Origin of the sequence: Streptomyces sp. NBC_00377, from assembly GCF_036075115.1 — a bacterium.
GTDB lineage: Bacteria > Actinomycetota > Actinomycetes > Streptomycetales > Streptomycetaceae > Streptomyces.
Genome location: NZ_CP107958.1, coordinates 2,944,826 through 2,960,250, shown reverse-complemented (window position 1 = coordinate 2,960,250; position 15,425 = coordinate 2,944,826). Strand labels below are relative to the sequence as shown.

Sequence of the window (15,425 nt, the reverse complement as noted above, 5' to 3'; positions counted from 1 at the left end):
AGATGCATACGGGTGGCCGGGACGCATTCGGGCAACCGTCGACGACCGCTGCCCGTGGAAGCCTTCTGCGGCCTACTGTTGAGACGTGCGCCCGCCGTGCCCAGCCGCGGCCGGGGCATCCCCGTGCTCCAGGTGAGCGGGGGGACGGGTTCTCCGACGCGGCGCCGCCCGGGGTTGTCGGGCGACGGGCCGCGTGTGTCGGGCACCGCAGGCTGTGAGAGGGACGGGAATGGAACCGACCGAGAGCGCCGCCCCGGACGCACGGCTGCGCCGACGCCGGGTTGCCGGCGTCTGGTGGGGAAGCCGGTGGACGGAGCGCTCCGAGCGCCCCGAGGGCGTGCAGGCGCCCCCGCCGCACACCGCGGCCCTCACCGCCCCGCATCCCGTCCTCGACCCCCGTGTCTCCTCCGCGCCGCACCCGGGGCTGCCCGACGCCGACGCCGACCGGCACCTGTCCTGGCCCGCGCTGCCCGCGACCGTCGTCTCCGCGGCCGCCTTCGCCCTCGGCGCAGGCTTCTACCGCGCCTTCACCGGCTACCACGCGCTCTTCCCGTCCGGTACGGCCGGCTGGGCCCTGGCCCTCCTCGTCGGCGTCGTCGTCGGCCATCTGGTCCTGCTCGGCCGCGCCCGCTGGTGGGGCGGCACCGGCTCCGGCGCCGCCCTCACCCTCGCCGTCCTGCTGCTGTACGGCTGGGTGCCGGCCGGTCTGGTGAGCCTCACCGTCGTCGTCCTGGTCGGCATAGCCCGGCGCCACCGCTGGCGGCAGGGCGTCCTGCACGGCGCGGTGGACATACTCGGCATCGGCACGGGCGCGCTGCTGCTCGCCGCCTGTGGCCGGGTGCCGTCCGTGGAACATCCCTGGACCCCGGACACCTGGACGGTCTACACCGGCCCCCAGGTGGTCCTGGTGGCAGTCGCCTACCTCGCGGTCACCCGCGTCCTGCTCTGGTACCTGCACGCCCCCCGCGCCGGCGGGCTGCCCACCGTCGCCCGTACGGCCCTGGTAAGACAGGGCCTGGTCGCGGTCGCCTTGCTGGGGATCGCTCCGCTGATCTGCGTGGTGGCCGTGGCCAAGCCGATCCTGCTGCCGCTGTTCGCGATCCCGCTCATCGCCCTCGACTCCACCCTGTGGATGGCCCGGGCCCGTGCCGAGGAGCAACTGCGCGACCCGCTGACCGGGCTGCCCAACCGTCAGTGGCTCCTGGAGCGCATCTGGACCGCCCTGGACGACGCCGAGCGCATCGGCGCCCGGGCCGCGCTGATGCTGATCGACCTCGACCGCTTCCGGTCGGTCAACGACACCCTCGGCCATCTCGCCGGCGACCGGCTGCTGCTCCAGATAGCCGAACGGCTGCGGCTCGCCCTCCCGCGCGGGGCGGAGGTGGCGCGGCTCGGCGGGGACGAGTTCGCCGTGTTACTGCCCGTCGCCGACTCCACGACCTCGGCTTCCAGGGTCGCCCGCGCACTGATCGCCGACCTCGGCACGCCGCTCGACCTGGACGGCCTCACCCTCGTCCTGGAGGCCAGCGCCGGCGTCGCCGTCTTCCCCGACCACGCCCTCGACGCGGAGGGCATGCTGCGCCGGGCCGACGTGGCGATGTACCAGGCCAAGCGGGACCGCACGGGCGTGGAGGTCTACGAGTCCAAGCGTGATTCCAACACCCCCGACCGGCTCGGACTGCTGGGCGATCTGCGCCGGGCGCTCGACGCGCACGAGGTGCAGCTGCACTACCAGCCGAAGGTCCGCTTCGACGGGCAGGTGGCCGGGCTGGAGGCGCTGGTGCGCTGGGTGCACCCGGAGCGCGGGAAGGTACCGCCGGACGAGTTCATAGCGATCGCAGAGTCCTCCGGGCTGATGCCCCACCTGACGGAGTACGTGCTGGACACGGCGCTCGGCCAGGTCGCGCGGTGGCGGGCCCAGGGGCTGTACGTGCCGGTCGCGGTCAACGTCTCCCCCCGCGACGTCCACACACCGGGTTTCGCCGGCTCCGTCGCGGCCCGGCTGGCCCGGCACGGAGTGCCCGCGGGGGCGCTCCAGCTGGAGATAACGGAACACGTCCTCCTGGAGGACCCGCAGCGCGCCGCCGACACCCTCAACGGCCTGACGGGGCACGGCGTGAAGATGTCCCTGGACGACTTCGGCACCGGTTACTCCTCCCTGGTGCATCTGCGCCGACTGCCGGTGAGCGAGCTGAAGATCGACCGCTCCTTCGTCGCCCGGCTGGCCGTCGACACCGAGGACGCGGAGATCGTGCGCTGCACGGTCGACCTCGCGCATTCGCTGGGCCTGCTGGTGGTCGCCGAGGGCGTCGAGGACGACGAGACCTGGGAGCGTCTGCGCGACCTCGGCTGCGATGCCGTACAGGGCTGGCTGGTGGCCGCCGCGATGCCCCCGGAGGAGACGACCGCCTGGCTGCGGGCCCGCGGCTCACGCGGCTGGCAGCGCCCGGCGGCGGCACTCCCGGCGGCGGCGTCGGACGAGTAGCCCCCGTCCCGGAGAGCCTCGGAGTATCCGTGTCACGGGTTGACAGCCCCGCCCCCTAGGATTGGGCCCAAACCACACACTCACTCCACCCCAGAGGAACGCTGCATGCCTGGCATCACGCGCGAGGAGGTCGCCCACCTCGCCCGGCTGGCGCGTCTGGAGCTGAAGCCCGAAGAGCTCGAACACTTCGCGGGACAGCTGGACGACATCATCGGCGCGGTCGCCCGCGTCAGCGAGGTCGCCGACCAAGACGTACCGCCGACCTCGCACCCGCTCCCGCTGACCAACGTCATGCGGGCGGACGAGGTCCGTCCGTCGCTCACCCCCGAGCAGGCGCTCTCCGGCGCCCCGGCCCAGGAGCAGCAGCGTTTCAAGGTGCCGCAGATCCTGGGGGAGGACTAACCGCCATGACGGACAACGTCACCATCATCAGGCTCACGGCCGCCGAGACCGCCGAGAAGATCGCCTCCGGCGAGCTCACGGCCGTCCAGGTCACCGAGGCGCACCTGGCGCGCATCGAGGCCGTCGACGAGAAGGTCCACGCCTTCCTGCACGTCGACCGTGAAGGCGCGCTGGCCCAGGCCCGCGCCGTCGACGAGAAGCGGGAGCGGGGCGAGAAGCTCGGCCCGCTGGCGGGCGTCCCGCTCGCGCTCAAGGACATCTTCACCACCGAGGGCATCCCGACGACCGTCGGTTCGAAGATCCTCGAGGGCTGGATCCCGCCGTACGACGCGACGCTCACCAAGCGGCTGAAGGCCGCCGACGTCGTCATCCTCGGCAAGACCAACATGGACGAGTTCGCCATGGGGTCGTCCACCGAGAACAGCGCCTACGGCCCGACCGGCAACCCCTGGGACCTCACCAAGATCCCCGGCGGTTCCGGCGGCGGTTCCTCCGCCGCGCTCGCCTCCTTCCAGGCGCCGCTGGCCATCGGCACCGACACCGGCGGCTCCATCCGCCAGCCCGCCTCCGTCACCGGCACGGTCGGCGTGAAGCCGACGTACGGCGCGGTCTCGCGGTACGGCATGGTCGCCTTCTCGTCCTCCCTCGACCAGGGCGGCCCCTGCGCCCGTACGGTCCTGGACGCGGCGCTGCTGCACGAGGTCATCGCCGGGCACGACCCGCTGGACTCCACGTCCATCGACGCCCCGGTCCCGCCGGTCGTCGAGGCCGCCCGCAACGGCAGCGTCGAGGGCATGCGCGTGGGCGTCGTGAAGCAGTTCCGGGGCGAGGGCTACCAGGCAGGCGTCATCCAGCGGTTCGACGAGTCCGTCGCGCTGCTGAAGGAGCTGGGCGCCGAGATCGTCGAACTGGACTGTCCGTCCTTCGACCTCGCCCTGTCGGCGTACTACCTGATCGCGCCGTCCGAGTGCTCGTCCAACCTCGCCCGCTTCGACGGCCTGCGCTACGGCCTGCGCACCGGCGACGACGGCACCCACTCGGCGGAGGAGGTCACCTCCCTCACCCGTGAGGCGGGCTTCGGCCCCGAGGTCAAGCGCCGCATCATGCTCGGCACGTACGCGCTGAGCTCCGGCTACTACGACGCCTACTACGGCTCGGCCCAGAAGGTCCGCACGCTCATCACGCGGGACTTCGAGAAGGCCTTCGAGCAGGTCGACGTGATCGTGTCGCCCACGACGCCGACCACCGCCTTCGCGATCGGCGAGCGCGCCGACGACCCGATGGCGATGTACCTGGCGGACCTGTGCACCATCCCGACCAACCTCGCGGGCAACGCGGCCATGTCGCTGCCCTGCGGTCTCGCCCCGGAGGACAACCTCCCGGTGGGCCTGCAGATCATCGCCCCGGCGCTCAAGGACGACCGGCTGTACAAGGTCGGCGCCGCCGTCGAGGCCGCCTTCGTGGAAAGGTGGGGGCACCCGCTTCTCGAGGAGGCTCCGTCGCTGTGAGCGCACTGAACAAGGCCAAGGGCTTCAAGAAGTCCAAGTCCGGTACGTACCTGTCCATCGCCGGAACCGCGTTCGGCGCGTTCGGCGTCGCCAAGCGGCTGAAGAAGGCCCGCGCCGAGAAGGACACGCTGGTCCTGATCGACGCCACCGTGTCCGCCGTCGCCATCGTCACCGGCCTCGCCATCCTCTACCGCGAGCTGAAGCGGCTGGGCGACGACGACGTCCTGCTGGGCTGAGAGGGAAGTTTCACCGTGACCACCACGACCGACCTGGTGTCGTACGAGGACGCTCTGGCGTCGTACGACCCCGTCATGGGCCTCGAGGTCCATGTCGAACTCGGCACCAGGACGAAGATGTTCTGCGGCTGTTCGACCGAGCTGGGCGCCGAGCCCAACTCGCAGACCTGCCCCACCTGCCTCGGCATGCCCGGCGCGCTTCCGGTCGTCAACGCGATCGGCATCGAGTCCGCGATCAAGATCGGTCTCGCGCTGAACTGCGAGATCGCCGAGTGGTGCCGCTTCGCCCGGAAGAACTACTTCTATCCGGACATGCCGAAGAACTTCCAGACCTCCCAGTACGACGAGCCGATCGCCTTCGACGGCTACCTCGACGTACAGCTGGAGGACGGAACGACCTTCCGCGTGCAGATCGAGCGCGCCCACATGGAGGAGGACACCGGCAAGTCGACGCACGTCGGCGGCGCCACGGGTCGTATCCACGGCGCGTCCCACTCCCTGCTGGACTACAACCGCGCCGGCATCCCGCTGATCGAGATCGTCACCAAGCCGATCGAGGGGGCCGGCGAGCGCGCCCCCGAGGTCGCGCGGGCGTACGTCCGTGAGCTGCGCGAGGTCATCAAGGCGCTCGGCGTCTCCGAGGCCCGGATGGAGATGGGCCAGATGCGCTGCGACGTGAACCTGTCACTGCGCCCGCACGGCCGGGAGAAGTTCGGCACCCGCTCCGAGACGAAGAACGTGAACTCGCTGCGGTCCGTGGAGCGCGCGGCCCGCTTCGAGATCCAGCGGCACGCCGCCGTGCTGAACGGCGGCGGCACGATCATCCAGGAGACCCGCCACTTCCACGAGGACACCGGGTCGACGACCTCGGGCCGCGTGAAGGAGGAGGCCGAGGACTACCGGTACTTCCCGGAGCCCGACCTGGTGCCGATCGCCCCGTCCCGCGCGTGGGTCGAGGAGATCCGGGGCCGGCTGCCGGAGCTGCCGCTCGCCCGGCGCAACCGGCTGCTGGCCGAGTGGGGCATCTCCGCCAACGACATGCAGTCGATCACCAACGCCGGTGCCCTGGACCTGATCGTCGCCTCCATCGACGCCGGTGCCGACGCGGCCTCCGCCCGTAAGTGGTGGATGGGCGAACTGGCCCGCAGCGCCAACGAGTCGGGCGTCCCGCTCGACGAGCTGGCGATCACGCCGGAGCAGGTCGCCCGGGTCACCGAGCTGGTGAACAAGGGCGATCTGAACGACAAGCTCGCCCGTCAGGTCATCGAGGGTGTCCTCGCGGGCGAGGGCACCCCGGACCAGGTCGTCGACAAGCGCGGTCTGAAGGTCGTCTCCGACGAGGGCGCGCTCACCACCGCCGTCGAGGAGGCCATCGCCGGCAACCCGGGCATCGCGGACAAGATCCGCGGCGGCAAGGTGGCGGCGGCCGGCGCCCTGGTCGGCGCCGTGATGAAGGCCACGCGCGGGCAGGCCGACGCCGCCCGCGTCAAGGAGCTGATCCTGGAGAAGCTGGGCGTCAGCGAGGGCTGAGCCCGCCGTTCCGCCCGACCCCGAGGGGACGCGCCGCACCGGCGCGTCCCCCCGGGGCGTCTCTCCTCTCGGCTCGACGCGCTACGCTCGCCCGCCATGAGGGCACGAACCGACTCCGACACCCAGGACGACATACACGGCGGCCCGCGCGCCGGAACACCCCGGACGACCGGCACGCCCCAGGCCGCCGACGCGCCAGAACCGACCGGCACGGACGACGACACGGACGAGGACGCGGGCACCACGCCGGGCGAGGACGCGGTCGACGGCACGGATGACGCGGACACCGACCCGGACGAGCCGCACGGGGTCGAGGACGCCCGGCGGGCCCGCTGGACGGCGACCGGCACCGGAGCGCTGCTCACCCTCGCCGGACTCGCCGCGTCCCTCCTGCGCCTCACCGGCTCCGCCCCCGCGCTCGTCCCGGCGGCCTACGCCCTCGGCGCCGCCGTCTGCGCCCTCGCCGCCCTCCTGGGCTCCCGCGGCCGTACCCGGCGCGCGCTGTGGCTGCTGATCGCCGGGGTGATGGTGATGGCGATCGGCGACCAGGCCGACTGACACGTGTGCGACGAGGCATGACACAGCGGCCGTTATTGTCCTGTGACGTGCCTCGCACTCCTGTGAAAAGACCCACGAACGCGGCAAACGATCATATTCACCTGCAAGAGTGGCCTCGCATCGCTCATACGTTCTTTGCGGGCTGTTCAGTTCAGGCACGACTGTTCCCGGTCAAAGATCCACAATTCGCCCTCCGGGAGCACGTCAAGTGGCAGCCCTCGCACGCTGGTGTGTCCGCAACCGCCTCATGGCGGTACTGATCTGGCTCCTCGCCCTCGGCGGCACCGCCACCGCCGCGCTAGCCGTCGGCTCCGCGTACTCCAACGACTACGAGGTCCCCGGCACCGAGTCCGGCCGCGCCACCCGGTTGCTCGCGGAGGGCTTCCCCGGCCTCGGCGGGGACAGCGACACCGTCGTCTGGCACACCGCGTCGGGCTCCGTCCGCGCCGCCGCCGTCGAACAGACCATGAACGGCGCGCTGGAGAAGATCGCCGAGCTGCCGGGCGTGGCCTTCGTCGCCGGCCCCTACGACGACCAGGGCCGGGCGCGCATCAGCAAGGACGGTCACACCGCCTACGCCACCGTCACCTTCGAGGACCGCGCCGAGGACGTCGACAGGACCGAGGCGCAGGCCGTCGTCGACGCCGCGCAAGCCGCCGGCACCGACGGCCTCCAGGTCGAGCTGGGCGGTAGCGCGATCGGGCTCACCGAGTCCTCCGGCGGGCATCTCGCCGAGGTGGCCGGGGTGGTCGTCGCCGCGGTGGTGCTGTTCCTGGCGTTCGGCTCGCTCGCCGCCTCCCTCCTGCCGATCGCCACCGCCCTGGTCGGCGTCGGCACCGCGTACGCGGGCATCGCGCTCCTCGGACACGCCATGACCGTCGCCGACTTCGCGCCCATGCTCGGCCTGCTCGTCGGACTCGGCGTCGGCATCGACTACGCGCTGTTCATCGTGACCAGACACCGGCGCGGACTGAAGCGCGGGCTCACCGTCGCCGAGGCCGCCGCGAACGCCGTCGCCACCACGGGACGCGCGGTCGTCTTCGCCGGCGCCACGGTGTGCATAGCCCTGCTCGGCATGCTGATCCTGCGGCTCGACTTCCTCAACGGCGTGGCGATCGCCGCCTCCCTGACCGTGATCCTCACGGTCGCCGCCTCCGTCACGCTGCTCCCCGCGCTGCTGTCGTTCATCGGCATGCGCGCCCTCAGCCGCCGCGAACGCCGCCGCCTCGCCGAACACGGACCCCAGCCCGAGCTGCCGACCGGCCTCGCCGCCCGCTGGTCGGCGTTCGTGGAGCGCCACCCCAAGCTGCTCGGCGCGTTCGCCCTGGCCGTGATCGCCGTGCTCGCCCTGCCCACCTTCTCGCTCCGCCTGGGCACCTCCGACCAGGGCAACGGCCCGGAGTCGGCCACCACCCGCCAGGCCTACGACCTCCTCGCCGACGGATTCGGGCCCGGGGTGAACGGTCCGCTGACCCTGGTCACCCGTGTCGCGGACGGCGAGGACCGGCTCGCCCTCGACAACCTGGACGCCGCCCTGCGCACCACCGAGGGCGTGGCCTCGGTGACACCGGTGACCTTCGCCTCCGGCGGCCGCACCGCGTACCTCACCGTCGTGCCGGAGTCCGCCCCGCAGTCGCAGCGCACCAGTGAGCTCGTCGACCGCTTGCGCACCGAGGTGCTGCCCCGTGCCGAGGCCGGCACCTCCCTGGACGTGCACGTCGGCGGCGTCACGGCCGGCTACGACGACTTCGCGGACGTCATCGTCGGCAAGCTCCCGCTGTTCGTCGGCGTCGTCATCGGCCTGGGCTGTCTGCTGCTCCTGCTCGCGTTCAGGTCCGTCGGGATACCGCTCAAGGCCGCCGTGATGAACGTCGCCGCCGTCGCCGCCGCTTTCGGGATCGTCGTCGCCGTGTTCCAGTGGGGGTGGGGGAGCGAGCTGCTGGGGCTCGGGCGCGCGGGGCCCATCGAGCCCTTCCTTCCCGTGATCATGGTGTCGGTGCTGTTCGGGCTCTCCATGGACTACCAGGTCTTCCTGGTCAGCCGGATGTACGAGGAGTGGCTGGAGACCGGCGACAACCGGCGCGCCGTCCGGGTCGGCCTCGCCGAGACCAGCAGGGTGATCAACTCCGCCGCCGTCATCATGATCTCGGTCTTCCTCGCCTTCGTCCTCAGCGGCGACCGGGTGATCGCCATGTTCGGCATCGCCCTCGCCGCCGCCGTCGCCCTCGACGCCTTCGTCCTGCGGACCCTGCTCGTGCCCGCCCTCATGCACCTGCTCGGCAGCGCCAACTGGTGGCTGCCCCGCCGCCTCGACCGCCACCTGCCGCGGATCAGTATCGAGCCGCCGGAGTGCCGGGCCGCCCATGAGAGGCTCGCCGAGGTAATGGAGGCACTGGAGAAGGAGCGGCGGCCGGATGTACGCGATATCGCTGGGTGACGACGGAGCCGAGCTGCGCCCGCTGGAGCCCTGGCACGCCGAGGAGTTCCTGGCCCATCTCGAGCGGGGCAGGGAGTTCATCAACCAGTACGTCCCCTTCGGCTCCAAGGCCACCGACGTGGCCACCGCGCGGGCGGCGCTCCAGAGGTACGCCGACATGCGCGCCGCCGACACCGGTTCGCTGCACGGCCTGTGGCTGGACGGCAGGCTCGTGGGCGGTGTGCTCTTCCTGAACTTCGACGCCGCGGACGCCAACTGCGAGGTCGGCTGCTGGCTGGAACCCGCCGGCACCGGACGCGGGCTGGTCACCCGGGCCATGCGGGTGCTGATCGACTTCGCGGTGGAGCAGCGCGGCATCCAGCGGGTCGAGTGGATCGCCTCCGCGGGGAACACGCCCAGCCTGGACGTGGCCCGGCGGCTGGGAATGACCCGCGACGGCGTCCGCCGGCAGTCGTACCCCTATCGTGGGGTGCGGCACGACCTCGAGGTGTGGTCCGTGCTCGCCCAGGAGTGGCGCGACGCACGCGCGCGCGGCGCTCACAACGATCATTAAGGGACCTCTCAGAGAGCGTCCGTACGGTGCGAGGTATGGGAACCAAGACTGTTGACGAGGCCGGCGCGGAATCCGGCACCGAGGCGAAGCGCGACCAGGAGAAGGTGGACGTCACGAAGGGCGAGACCCCGGACGAAGTGACCGGGACGGAGGCGGAAGCCGTCGAGGACACCGCCGCCGACGACACCGCGGACGGTGACGAGGGCCTCGCCGAGGAGAGCGCCGACCGGGCGGAGGGTTCCACCGGGGTCGGCCAGGGCGCCGGCGCCGTCGTCTCCGTCGCGCTCGGCCTCGTGTCGCTCACCGGCGGCTGGATCGGCACCGTCGCCGCCGCCCGCGAGACGCTGGTCGGCCAGCTCCAGACCTCGTCCAGCGCCAATGTCGCCACCCAGATCAAGGAGGTCTACGGCGACGCCTGGCAGACCACCGCACTGTGGGCCGGCCTGTTCGCGCTGGCCGCACTGGTCATCGGTGTGGTCGTCCTGGCCCGGCCCGCCTTCGGCGCTCCCGGCAGGCCGCAGGCCCCCTGGATCAAGTCCGTGTCCTGGGCCGGCGTCGCGCTCGGCGTCATCGGCCTGCTCCTGGCCGTGCTCAAGTACACCGACGCTCTGCTCGGACTGCCGTCCGCCGGTTGAGAACCCGCAGGTCATGAGGGGCCTTAGTCGACCGTGAGCTGCTTACGGCCGTCACTGAGGCCCCTCGGGCGCGTCTAAGGCGCCGTCCGCCGGGAAAGATGCGGAACTCTCCCGATGTGGCGGACCCCCCTCGCAGACGAAAGTCGAGGCATCGCAGCAAGCGAAGCCGGAACAACCGATCTCAGGGGACACACCATGTACGAGTACGAGCTCCAGCAGGCCCGTTCCGCCGAACTGCGTCGCCGGGCCGAGGGCGAGCGACAGGCCCGCGAGGCCGTCCGCGGCCGCCGCGCCGCCCGCCGTGAGACGGCCGGACGCGGCGCCGCCGAGCGGTCGGACGGCGGCGCCGGCAGCGAGTCGCATACCCGCTTCCTCCGCCGGCTCCGGTTCGCCCGGCCCGCGTGATCACGGAGGCGGGGGAGGGCGGCCGCACGGGGGTCGGCCGCCCTCCCGCGGGGGTCGCGGTGATATCCGCTGGGCCGTCGTCGCACCGGCGTGCGATGCTCGCCACCGTGGAGACCAGGTCCGTCAGCCCCGTGTTCGTCGGCCGCGCCGAGGAGTCGGACACCCTGAACGACGCGCTCACCCGTGCCTCCGCGGGAGAGCCGCAGGCCCTGCTCATCGGCGGGGAGGCCGGGGTCGGCAAGACCAGACTCGTCGAGGAGTTCGCCGCGGCGTCCCGTCGCCGGGGCGCCGTCGTCGCACTCGGCGGCTGTGTAGAGATCGGCGCGGACGGGCTGCCCTTCGCCCCGTTCTCCACCGCCCTGCGCGCCCTGCGCCGAGCCCTGCCGGACGAAGTGGCCGCCGCCGCGGCCGGCCAGGAGGAGGAACTCGCCCGGCTGCTGCCCGAACTGCGGGAGACCTCCCCCGGCCGGCGCCACGACGAGGAGGGCATGGCCCGCCTCTTCGAACTCACCGCCCGGCTCCTCGAGTGCGTCGCCGCCGAGCGCACGGTCGTGGTCGCCCTGGAGGACCTGCACTGGGCCGACGCCTCCACCCGCCACCTCCTGTCCTACCTGCTGCGCACCCTGCGCTCCGGCCGTCTGGTCGTCCTCGCCACCTACCGCGCCGACGACATCCACCGCCGTCACCCGCTGCGCCCCCTGCTCGCCGAACTCGACCGGCTGCGTACCGTCCGGCGCCTCGATCTCGCCCGCTTCACCCGTGACGAGGTCTGCCGCCAGATCGCCGGCATCCTGGCCGCCGAGCCCGACCCCGCCCAGGTCGACGACATCTTCGAACGCTCCGACGGCAACGCCTTCTTCGTTGAGGAACTCGCCGTGGCGGCGCACGAGGGCTGCTGCGCCGGCCTCACCGACACCCTGCGCGACCTGCTGCTCGTCCGGGTCGAGGCGCTGCCCGAGAGCGCCCAGTACGTCGCCCGGATCGTCGCCGAGGGCGGCTCCGCCGTCGAGTACCGGCTGCTCGACGCCGTCGCACGGCTCGCCGAGGACGAGCTTCTCGAGGCACTGCGCGCCGCCGTGGGCGCCAAGATCCTGCTCACCACCCCGGACGGCGACGGCTACCGTTTCCGCCACTCCCTGGTCCGCGAGGCGGTGAGCGACGACCTGCTGCCCGGCGAGCGCGCCCGCCTCAACCGCCGCTACGCCGAGGCCCTTCAGGACGATCCGGGCCTCGTCCCCGCCGGTGAACGCGTCATGCGGCTGGCCAGCTACTGGTACCACGCCCATGACCCGGCCAAAGCCCTCCCCGCCGTCCTGGACGCCTCCGTGGAGGCCCGTTCCCGGCGCGCCTACAGCGAGCAACTACGGCTCCTGGAACGGGCGATGGAGCTGTGGGAGACCGTTCCCGAGGACATCAGGAACGCACTGCGCCGCGTCGACCACATACAGGCGTACGCTCCTGCACCGCCCGAACGGCGTGGGGGGACCCCGACCGGCTGCGATCCTGCCGCCACTCCGCTGCGCTACCTCGACCTGATGGCCGAAGCCGCCGTCGCCGGCCGCCACTGCGGGGAACGCGAACGCGCCCTGAAGATCACCAAGCGGGCGCTGCGCCTGCTGAAGGACGAGGACGACCCGCTGCGCGCCGCCTGGTTCCGGGTCCAGCGCAGCAGGCTCGTGCAGTCGCTCGGCAGGGGCGGCGGCCGCGAGGAACTGGCCACCGCACAGGACCTGTTGCGCGGTCTGCCACCCAACGAGGTGCACGCCGAGGTGCTCACCGACATCGCCTGCTGGTCCTTGGTCCACGCCCCGGGCCCCGACGCCTACCGGGCTGCCGAGCGGGCCGTGGAGTACGCCCGTCTGGTGGGCGCCCGCGAGATCGAGCTCGACGCCCGCCAGGTCCTCGGCGTCCTCATGGTCGACGCCGGGCATATCGAGGCGGGACTCGCGGAACTGCACGAGGTCAGGGAACAGGCCCTCGGCGAAGGCACGCCCTCCGTCGCGCTGAACGCCTACGTCAACCTCCCCTCCGAACTGGAGGCCGTCGGCCGCTCCCGGGAGGCCGTCCCCCTCCTGGAGGAGGGCCTCGCCTTCGCCAGGAGGCACGGCCCGCCCGACTCCGAGGCCTGGGTGCGGGGCAACCTGGCCGAGTCCCTCATCTCCCTCGGCCGATGGACGGAGGCCGACCGGGCCTGCGCCGCCGTGGGTGCCCCCGCGCCGTACAGGCGCTGGGGGAGGGTGGGGCAGGGCGTGGCGGTCCAGGGCTTCCACGCCACTCTCCGCGCCGAACTCGCCCTCGTCCGCGGCGATCTCGCCGAGGCCGAACGTCAACTGGGCTCAGCGGAGGGCTTTTTCGCCCGCCAGGAACCCGCCCCGCAGAACTGCCTCCCCCTCACCCGCCTGGCCGTCGGACTCGCCGCTGCCCGGGGCCGCCCCCTGGACGCGCGCGCCCGCTTCGCCCTAGCACTCGACCGTGACCTCCAGCCCGGCACCCAGCGCTACGCCTGGCCGCTGCTGCTCGCCGCGGCCTGCGCCGAGGGCGACGCCCGCGCGCTGCCCGCCGCCGACCAGGGCCGTGCCGAGGTCCTCGACCGCATCCGGGCGGCCGCCAGGAGACTCCCCACGATCGCCCCCGTCTGGCAGGCCCACGAGCGCTGGGTGCGGGCCGAACTGAGGCGCGCCGAGGGCCGGACGGACCCGGACGACTGGTCCGAGGCGGTCGCCGCCTTCGAGCGCCTGGAACGTCCCTACGACCTCGCCCGCACCCGCCACCGCCTCGCCGAGGCCCTCCTCTCCTTCGGCGGCGACGACGAGCGCGAGCGGGCGGGCGAGCTCCTCCGCCTCGTCCACGCGGTCGCCGCCCACCTGGGCGCCCGTCCCCTCACCGAAGCCGTCACCCTCCTCGGCCGGCGCGCCCGGCTGCCGCTGACCCCGGCCGCGGATCCGCCGGACGCACCGGGCGACCCCCTGGCGGCGCTGGGCCTGACCGGCCGGGAACGCGATGTCCTGCGGCTAGTCTCCGCCGGCCGCACCAACCGGCAGATCGCCGAGGTGCTCTTCATCTCTCCGAAGACGGCGAGCGTCCACGTCTCGAACATCCTGTCCAAGCTGGACGTCTCGGGCCGCGGTGAGGCGGCGGCGGTGGCCCACCGGCTGGGACTGTTCCCGCCGGGCGCCGAAGAACGGCTGATCGCGCGACAGTGAACCCAGGCCACCAGGGAGAACGCATGTTCAACGCCTTCGAGGACCTCTTCGCGCCGGGCCGCAAGCACACCCGGGACGAGCAGAACCGACTGGAACTGACCCGTGAGGACGTCGGCGACGGTGATCCCGGGCGCGGGCCGATAGACCTCGCGTCCGGGAAGGTCGTGGTGCGGCGCGACGAGCCGACCGCACCGGACAGGCCGGTGGCGGAGGACGGGTGACGCCCTCGGCTCAGCTGACGCGTAGCTCCAGGATCCGGTCGTCCCCCGTCTTCGGGTCGCCCCGGCCGTCCGTGTTGCTGGTGGTGACCCACAGGGTGCCGCCGCCCGCGGACACCACCGTGCGCAGCCGGCCGTAGTCGCCCTCGAGGAAGGCCTGCGGATCCGCGGAGGCCGCCGTGCCCTTCAGCGGGACGCGCCACAGGCGCTGCCCCCTGAGCCCCGCCATCCAGACAGAGCCCTCGGCGTAGGCGATGCCGCTGGGGGAGGCGTCGGCGGTATGCCACTGGGCCACCGGGTTGCGGAACTTCGCGTCCTGCGTCCTGCCCTCGGCCGCCGGCCAGCCGTAGTCGGCGCCCGGCTCGATCGCGTTCAGTTCGTCCCAGGTGTTCTGGCCGAACTCCGCCGCGAACAGACGCTGCTTGGCATCCCAGGCGAGCCCCTGCACATTGCGGTGGCCGTAGGAGTACACCGCGGAGTCCGGGAACGGGTTGCCGGGGGCCGGTTCGCCCTCCGGGGTCAGCCGCAGGATCTTGCCGCCCAGGGACTTCGTGTCCTGGGCCAGACCCCGGTCGCCGCTCTCGCCCGTGCCGACGTAGAGCATCCTGTCGGGGCCGAAGGCGATCCGGCCACCGTTGTGGATCATGCCCTTCGGGATGCCCTTGAAGACCGTGTCCGGCGCCCCCAGCTGGTCGCCGGCGGGCCGCGCGGGATCGTAGATCATCCTGACGATGCGGTTGTCCGAGGCCGAGGTGAAGTACGCGTAGACCATGCGGTCCGAGGCGTAGTCCGGGGAGAGGGCCAGCCCCAGCAGGCCGCCCTCGCCGGCCGCCGAGACCCCCGGCACCTCGCCCAGCTCCGTCTTCTTCCCCGTCCTGGTGTCCACCCGGGTGATCGTCCCCTTGTCGCGGGAGGCGACCAGCAGGCCGCCCTCGGCGAGCGGGACCAGGCCCCAGGGGGTGTTCAGGCCCTCGGCGACCGTGCGCACCACCTCGACCGTGCCCTTCGCGGGCGGCGTCTCCTCGGCTGCCGGGGAGCTCTGCGCCGCCGAGCGGCTCGGGGACGCGCTGACGGAGGCGCCCGACGGCCCCCCGCCGCCGCCGGAGGAGCAGCCGGCCGTCCCCAGCAGAGCACTCGCGGCCAACACGGCTGACACAGCTCGACGTCGCACGATCACGGTCCCTTCGGCACGGCGGTTCCCGCGGCAGGCTTCACCTGTTCCTACGCCGCTCGGGCCTCACGGGTTCCCGATCCG

At 72.6% G+C, this 15,425-nt stretch carries 13 protein-coding genes; 12 read left to right on the top strand and 1 reads right to left on the bottom strand.

The features are described from left to right. The first annotated feature begins 229 nt into the window (after positions 1–229). The 12 genes from OHS71_RS13245 to OHS71_RS13190 all read left to right on the top strand — a co-directional run bounded on the left by OHS71_RS13245 (position 230) and on the right by OHS71_RS13190 (position 14,173). Complete coding sequence (locus OHS71_RS13245; protein WP_328479584.1) at positions 230–2,485, top strand: putative bifunctional diguanylate cyclase/phosphodiesterase; 2,256 nt, start codon at positions 230–232, stop codon at positions 2,483–2,485. Positions 2,486–2,590: 105 nt separating this feature from the next. After that, a complete protein-coding gene (gene gatC, locus OHS71_RS13240) occupies positions 2,591–2,887 on the top strand; it encodes an Asp-tRNA(Asn)/Glu-tRNA(Gln) amidotransferase subunit GatC (RefSeq protein ID WP_007384860.1) in 297 nt (98 codons plus the stop codon). A 5-nt stretch (positions 2,888–2,892) separates the two neighbouring features. Next, on the top strand, positions 2,893–4,395 hold the full coding sequence (gene gatA / locus OHS71_RS13235; RefSeq protein WP_328479583.1) for an Asp-tRNA(Asn)/Glu-tRNA(Gln) amidotransferase subunit GatA: 1,503 nt from the start codon (positions 2,893–2,895) through the stop codon (positions 4,393–4,395). Beyond that, positions 4,392–4,631, top strand: a complete 240-nt coding sequence (locus tag OHS71_RS13230; RefSeq protein WP_020131415.1) for a hypothetical protein — start codon at positions 4,392–4,394, stop codon at positions 4,629–4,631. Before gatA ends, OHS71_RS13230 begins: the two co-directional genes overlap by 4 nt. Positions 4,632–4,646: 15 nt before the next feature. Then, positions 4,647–6,161 (top strand): Asp-tRNA(Asn)/Glu-tRNA(Gln) amidotransferase subunit GatB, encoded by a 1,515-nt coding sequence (gatB, locus tag OHS71_RS13225; protein WP_328479582.1) that lies wholly within the window; start codon positions 4,647–4,649, stop codon positions 6,159–6,161. A gap of 96 nt (positions 6,162–6,257) precedes the next feature. Further along, a complete protein-coding gene (locus tag OHS71_RS13220; protein WP_328479581.1) occupies positions 6,258–6,719 on the top strand; it encodes a hypothetical protein in 462 nt (153 codons plus the stop codon). A 208-nt stretch (positions 6,720–6,927) separates the two neighbouring features. After that, positions 6,928–9,156, top strand: a complete 2,229-nt coding sequence (locus tag OHS71_RS13215; protein WP_328479580.1) for an MMPL family transporter — start codon at positions 6,928–6,930, stop codon at positions 9,154–9,156. After that, positions 9,134–9,709: a GNAT family N-acetyltransferase gene (locus OHS71_RS13210; RefSeq protein ID WP_328479579.1), complete on the top strand. Its 576-nt coding sequence runs from the start codon at positions 9,134–9,136 to the stop codon at positions 9,707–9,709. Before OHS71_RS13215 ends, OHS71_RS13210 begins: the two co-directional genes overlap by 23 nt. Before the next feature lie 35 nt (positions 9,710–9,744). Next, positions 9,745–10,344, top strand: a complete 600-nt coding sequence (locus OHS71_RS13205) for a hypothetical protein (RefSeq protein ID WP_328479578.1) — start codon at positions 9,745–9,747, stop codon at positions 10,342–10,344. A gap of 195 nt (positions 10,345–10,539) precedes the next feature. Beyond that, positions 10,540–10,749: a hypothetical protein gene (locus OHS71_RS13200; RefSeq protein WP_328479577.1), complete on the top strand. Its 210-nt coding sequence runs from the start codon at positions 10,540–10,542 to the stop codon at positions 10,747–10,749. Positions 10,750–10,844: 95 nt separating this feature from the next. Then, entirely contained in the window at positions 10,845–13,952 is a 3,108-nt protein-coding gene (locus OHS71_RS13195; protein WP_328479576.1) for a helix-turn-helix transcriptional regulator, read from the top strand. A gap of 23 nt (positions 13,953–13,975) precedes the next feature. Further along, complete coding sequence (locus OHS71_RS13190) at positions 13,976–14,173, top strand: DUF6191 domain-containing protein (protein ID WP_328479575.1); 198 nt, start codon at positions 13,976–13,978, stop codon at positions 14,171–14,173. A 10-nt stretch (positions 14,174–14,183) separates the two neighbouring features. Here OHS71_RS13190 and OHS71_RS13185 read toward each other — a convergent pair whose 3' ends face one another. Continuing rightward, positions 14,184–15,347: a PQQ-dependent sugar dehydrogenase gene (locus tag OHS71_RS13185; protein WP_328479574.1), complete on the bottom strand. Its 1,164-nt coding sequence runs from the start codon at positions 15,345–15,347 to the stop codon at positions 14,184–14,186. Positions 15,348–15,425: the final 78 nt, after the last annotated feature.

Excerpts from the sequence above, each read along its gene's own strand:
- OHS71_RS13220 (WP_328479581.1), top strand. The coding sequence starts at position 6,258 with ATGAGGGCACGAACCGACTCCGACACCCAGGACGACATACACGGCGGC.
- OHS71_RS13190 (WP_328479575.1), top strand. The coding sequence starts at position 13,976 with ATGTTCAACGCCTTCGAGGACCTCTTCGCGCCGGGCCGCAAGCACACC.
- OHS71_RS13195 (WP_328479576.1), top strand. The coding sequence starts at position 10,845 with ATGCTCGCCACCGTGGAGACCAGGTCCGTCAGCCCCGTGTTCGTCGGC.
- OHS71_RS13205 (WP_328479578.1), top strand. The coding sequence starts at position 9,745 with ATGGGAACCAAGACTGTTGACGAGGCCGGCGCGGAATCCGGCACCGAG.
- OHS71_RS13210 (WP_328479579.1), top strand. The coding sequence starts at position 9,134 with ATGTACGCGATATCGCTGGGTGACGACGGAGCCGAGCTGCGCCCGCTG.
- gatA (WP_328479583.1), top strand. The coding sequence starts at position 2,893 with ATGACGGACAACGTCACCATCATCAGGCTCACGGCCGCCGAGACCGCC.
- OHS71_RS13245 (WP_328479584.1), top strand. The coding sequence starts at position 230 with ATGGAACCGACCGAGAGCGCCGCCCCGGACGCACGGCTGCGCCGACGC.
- OHS71_RS13200 (WP_328479577.1), top strand. The coding sequence starts at position 10,540 with ATGTACGAGTACGAGCTCCAGCAGGCCCGTTCCGCCGAACTGCGTCGC.
- gatC (WP_007384860.1), top strand. The coding sequence starts at position 2,591 with ATGCCTGGCATCACGCGCGAGGAGGTCGCCCACCTCGCCCGGCTGGCG.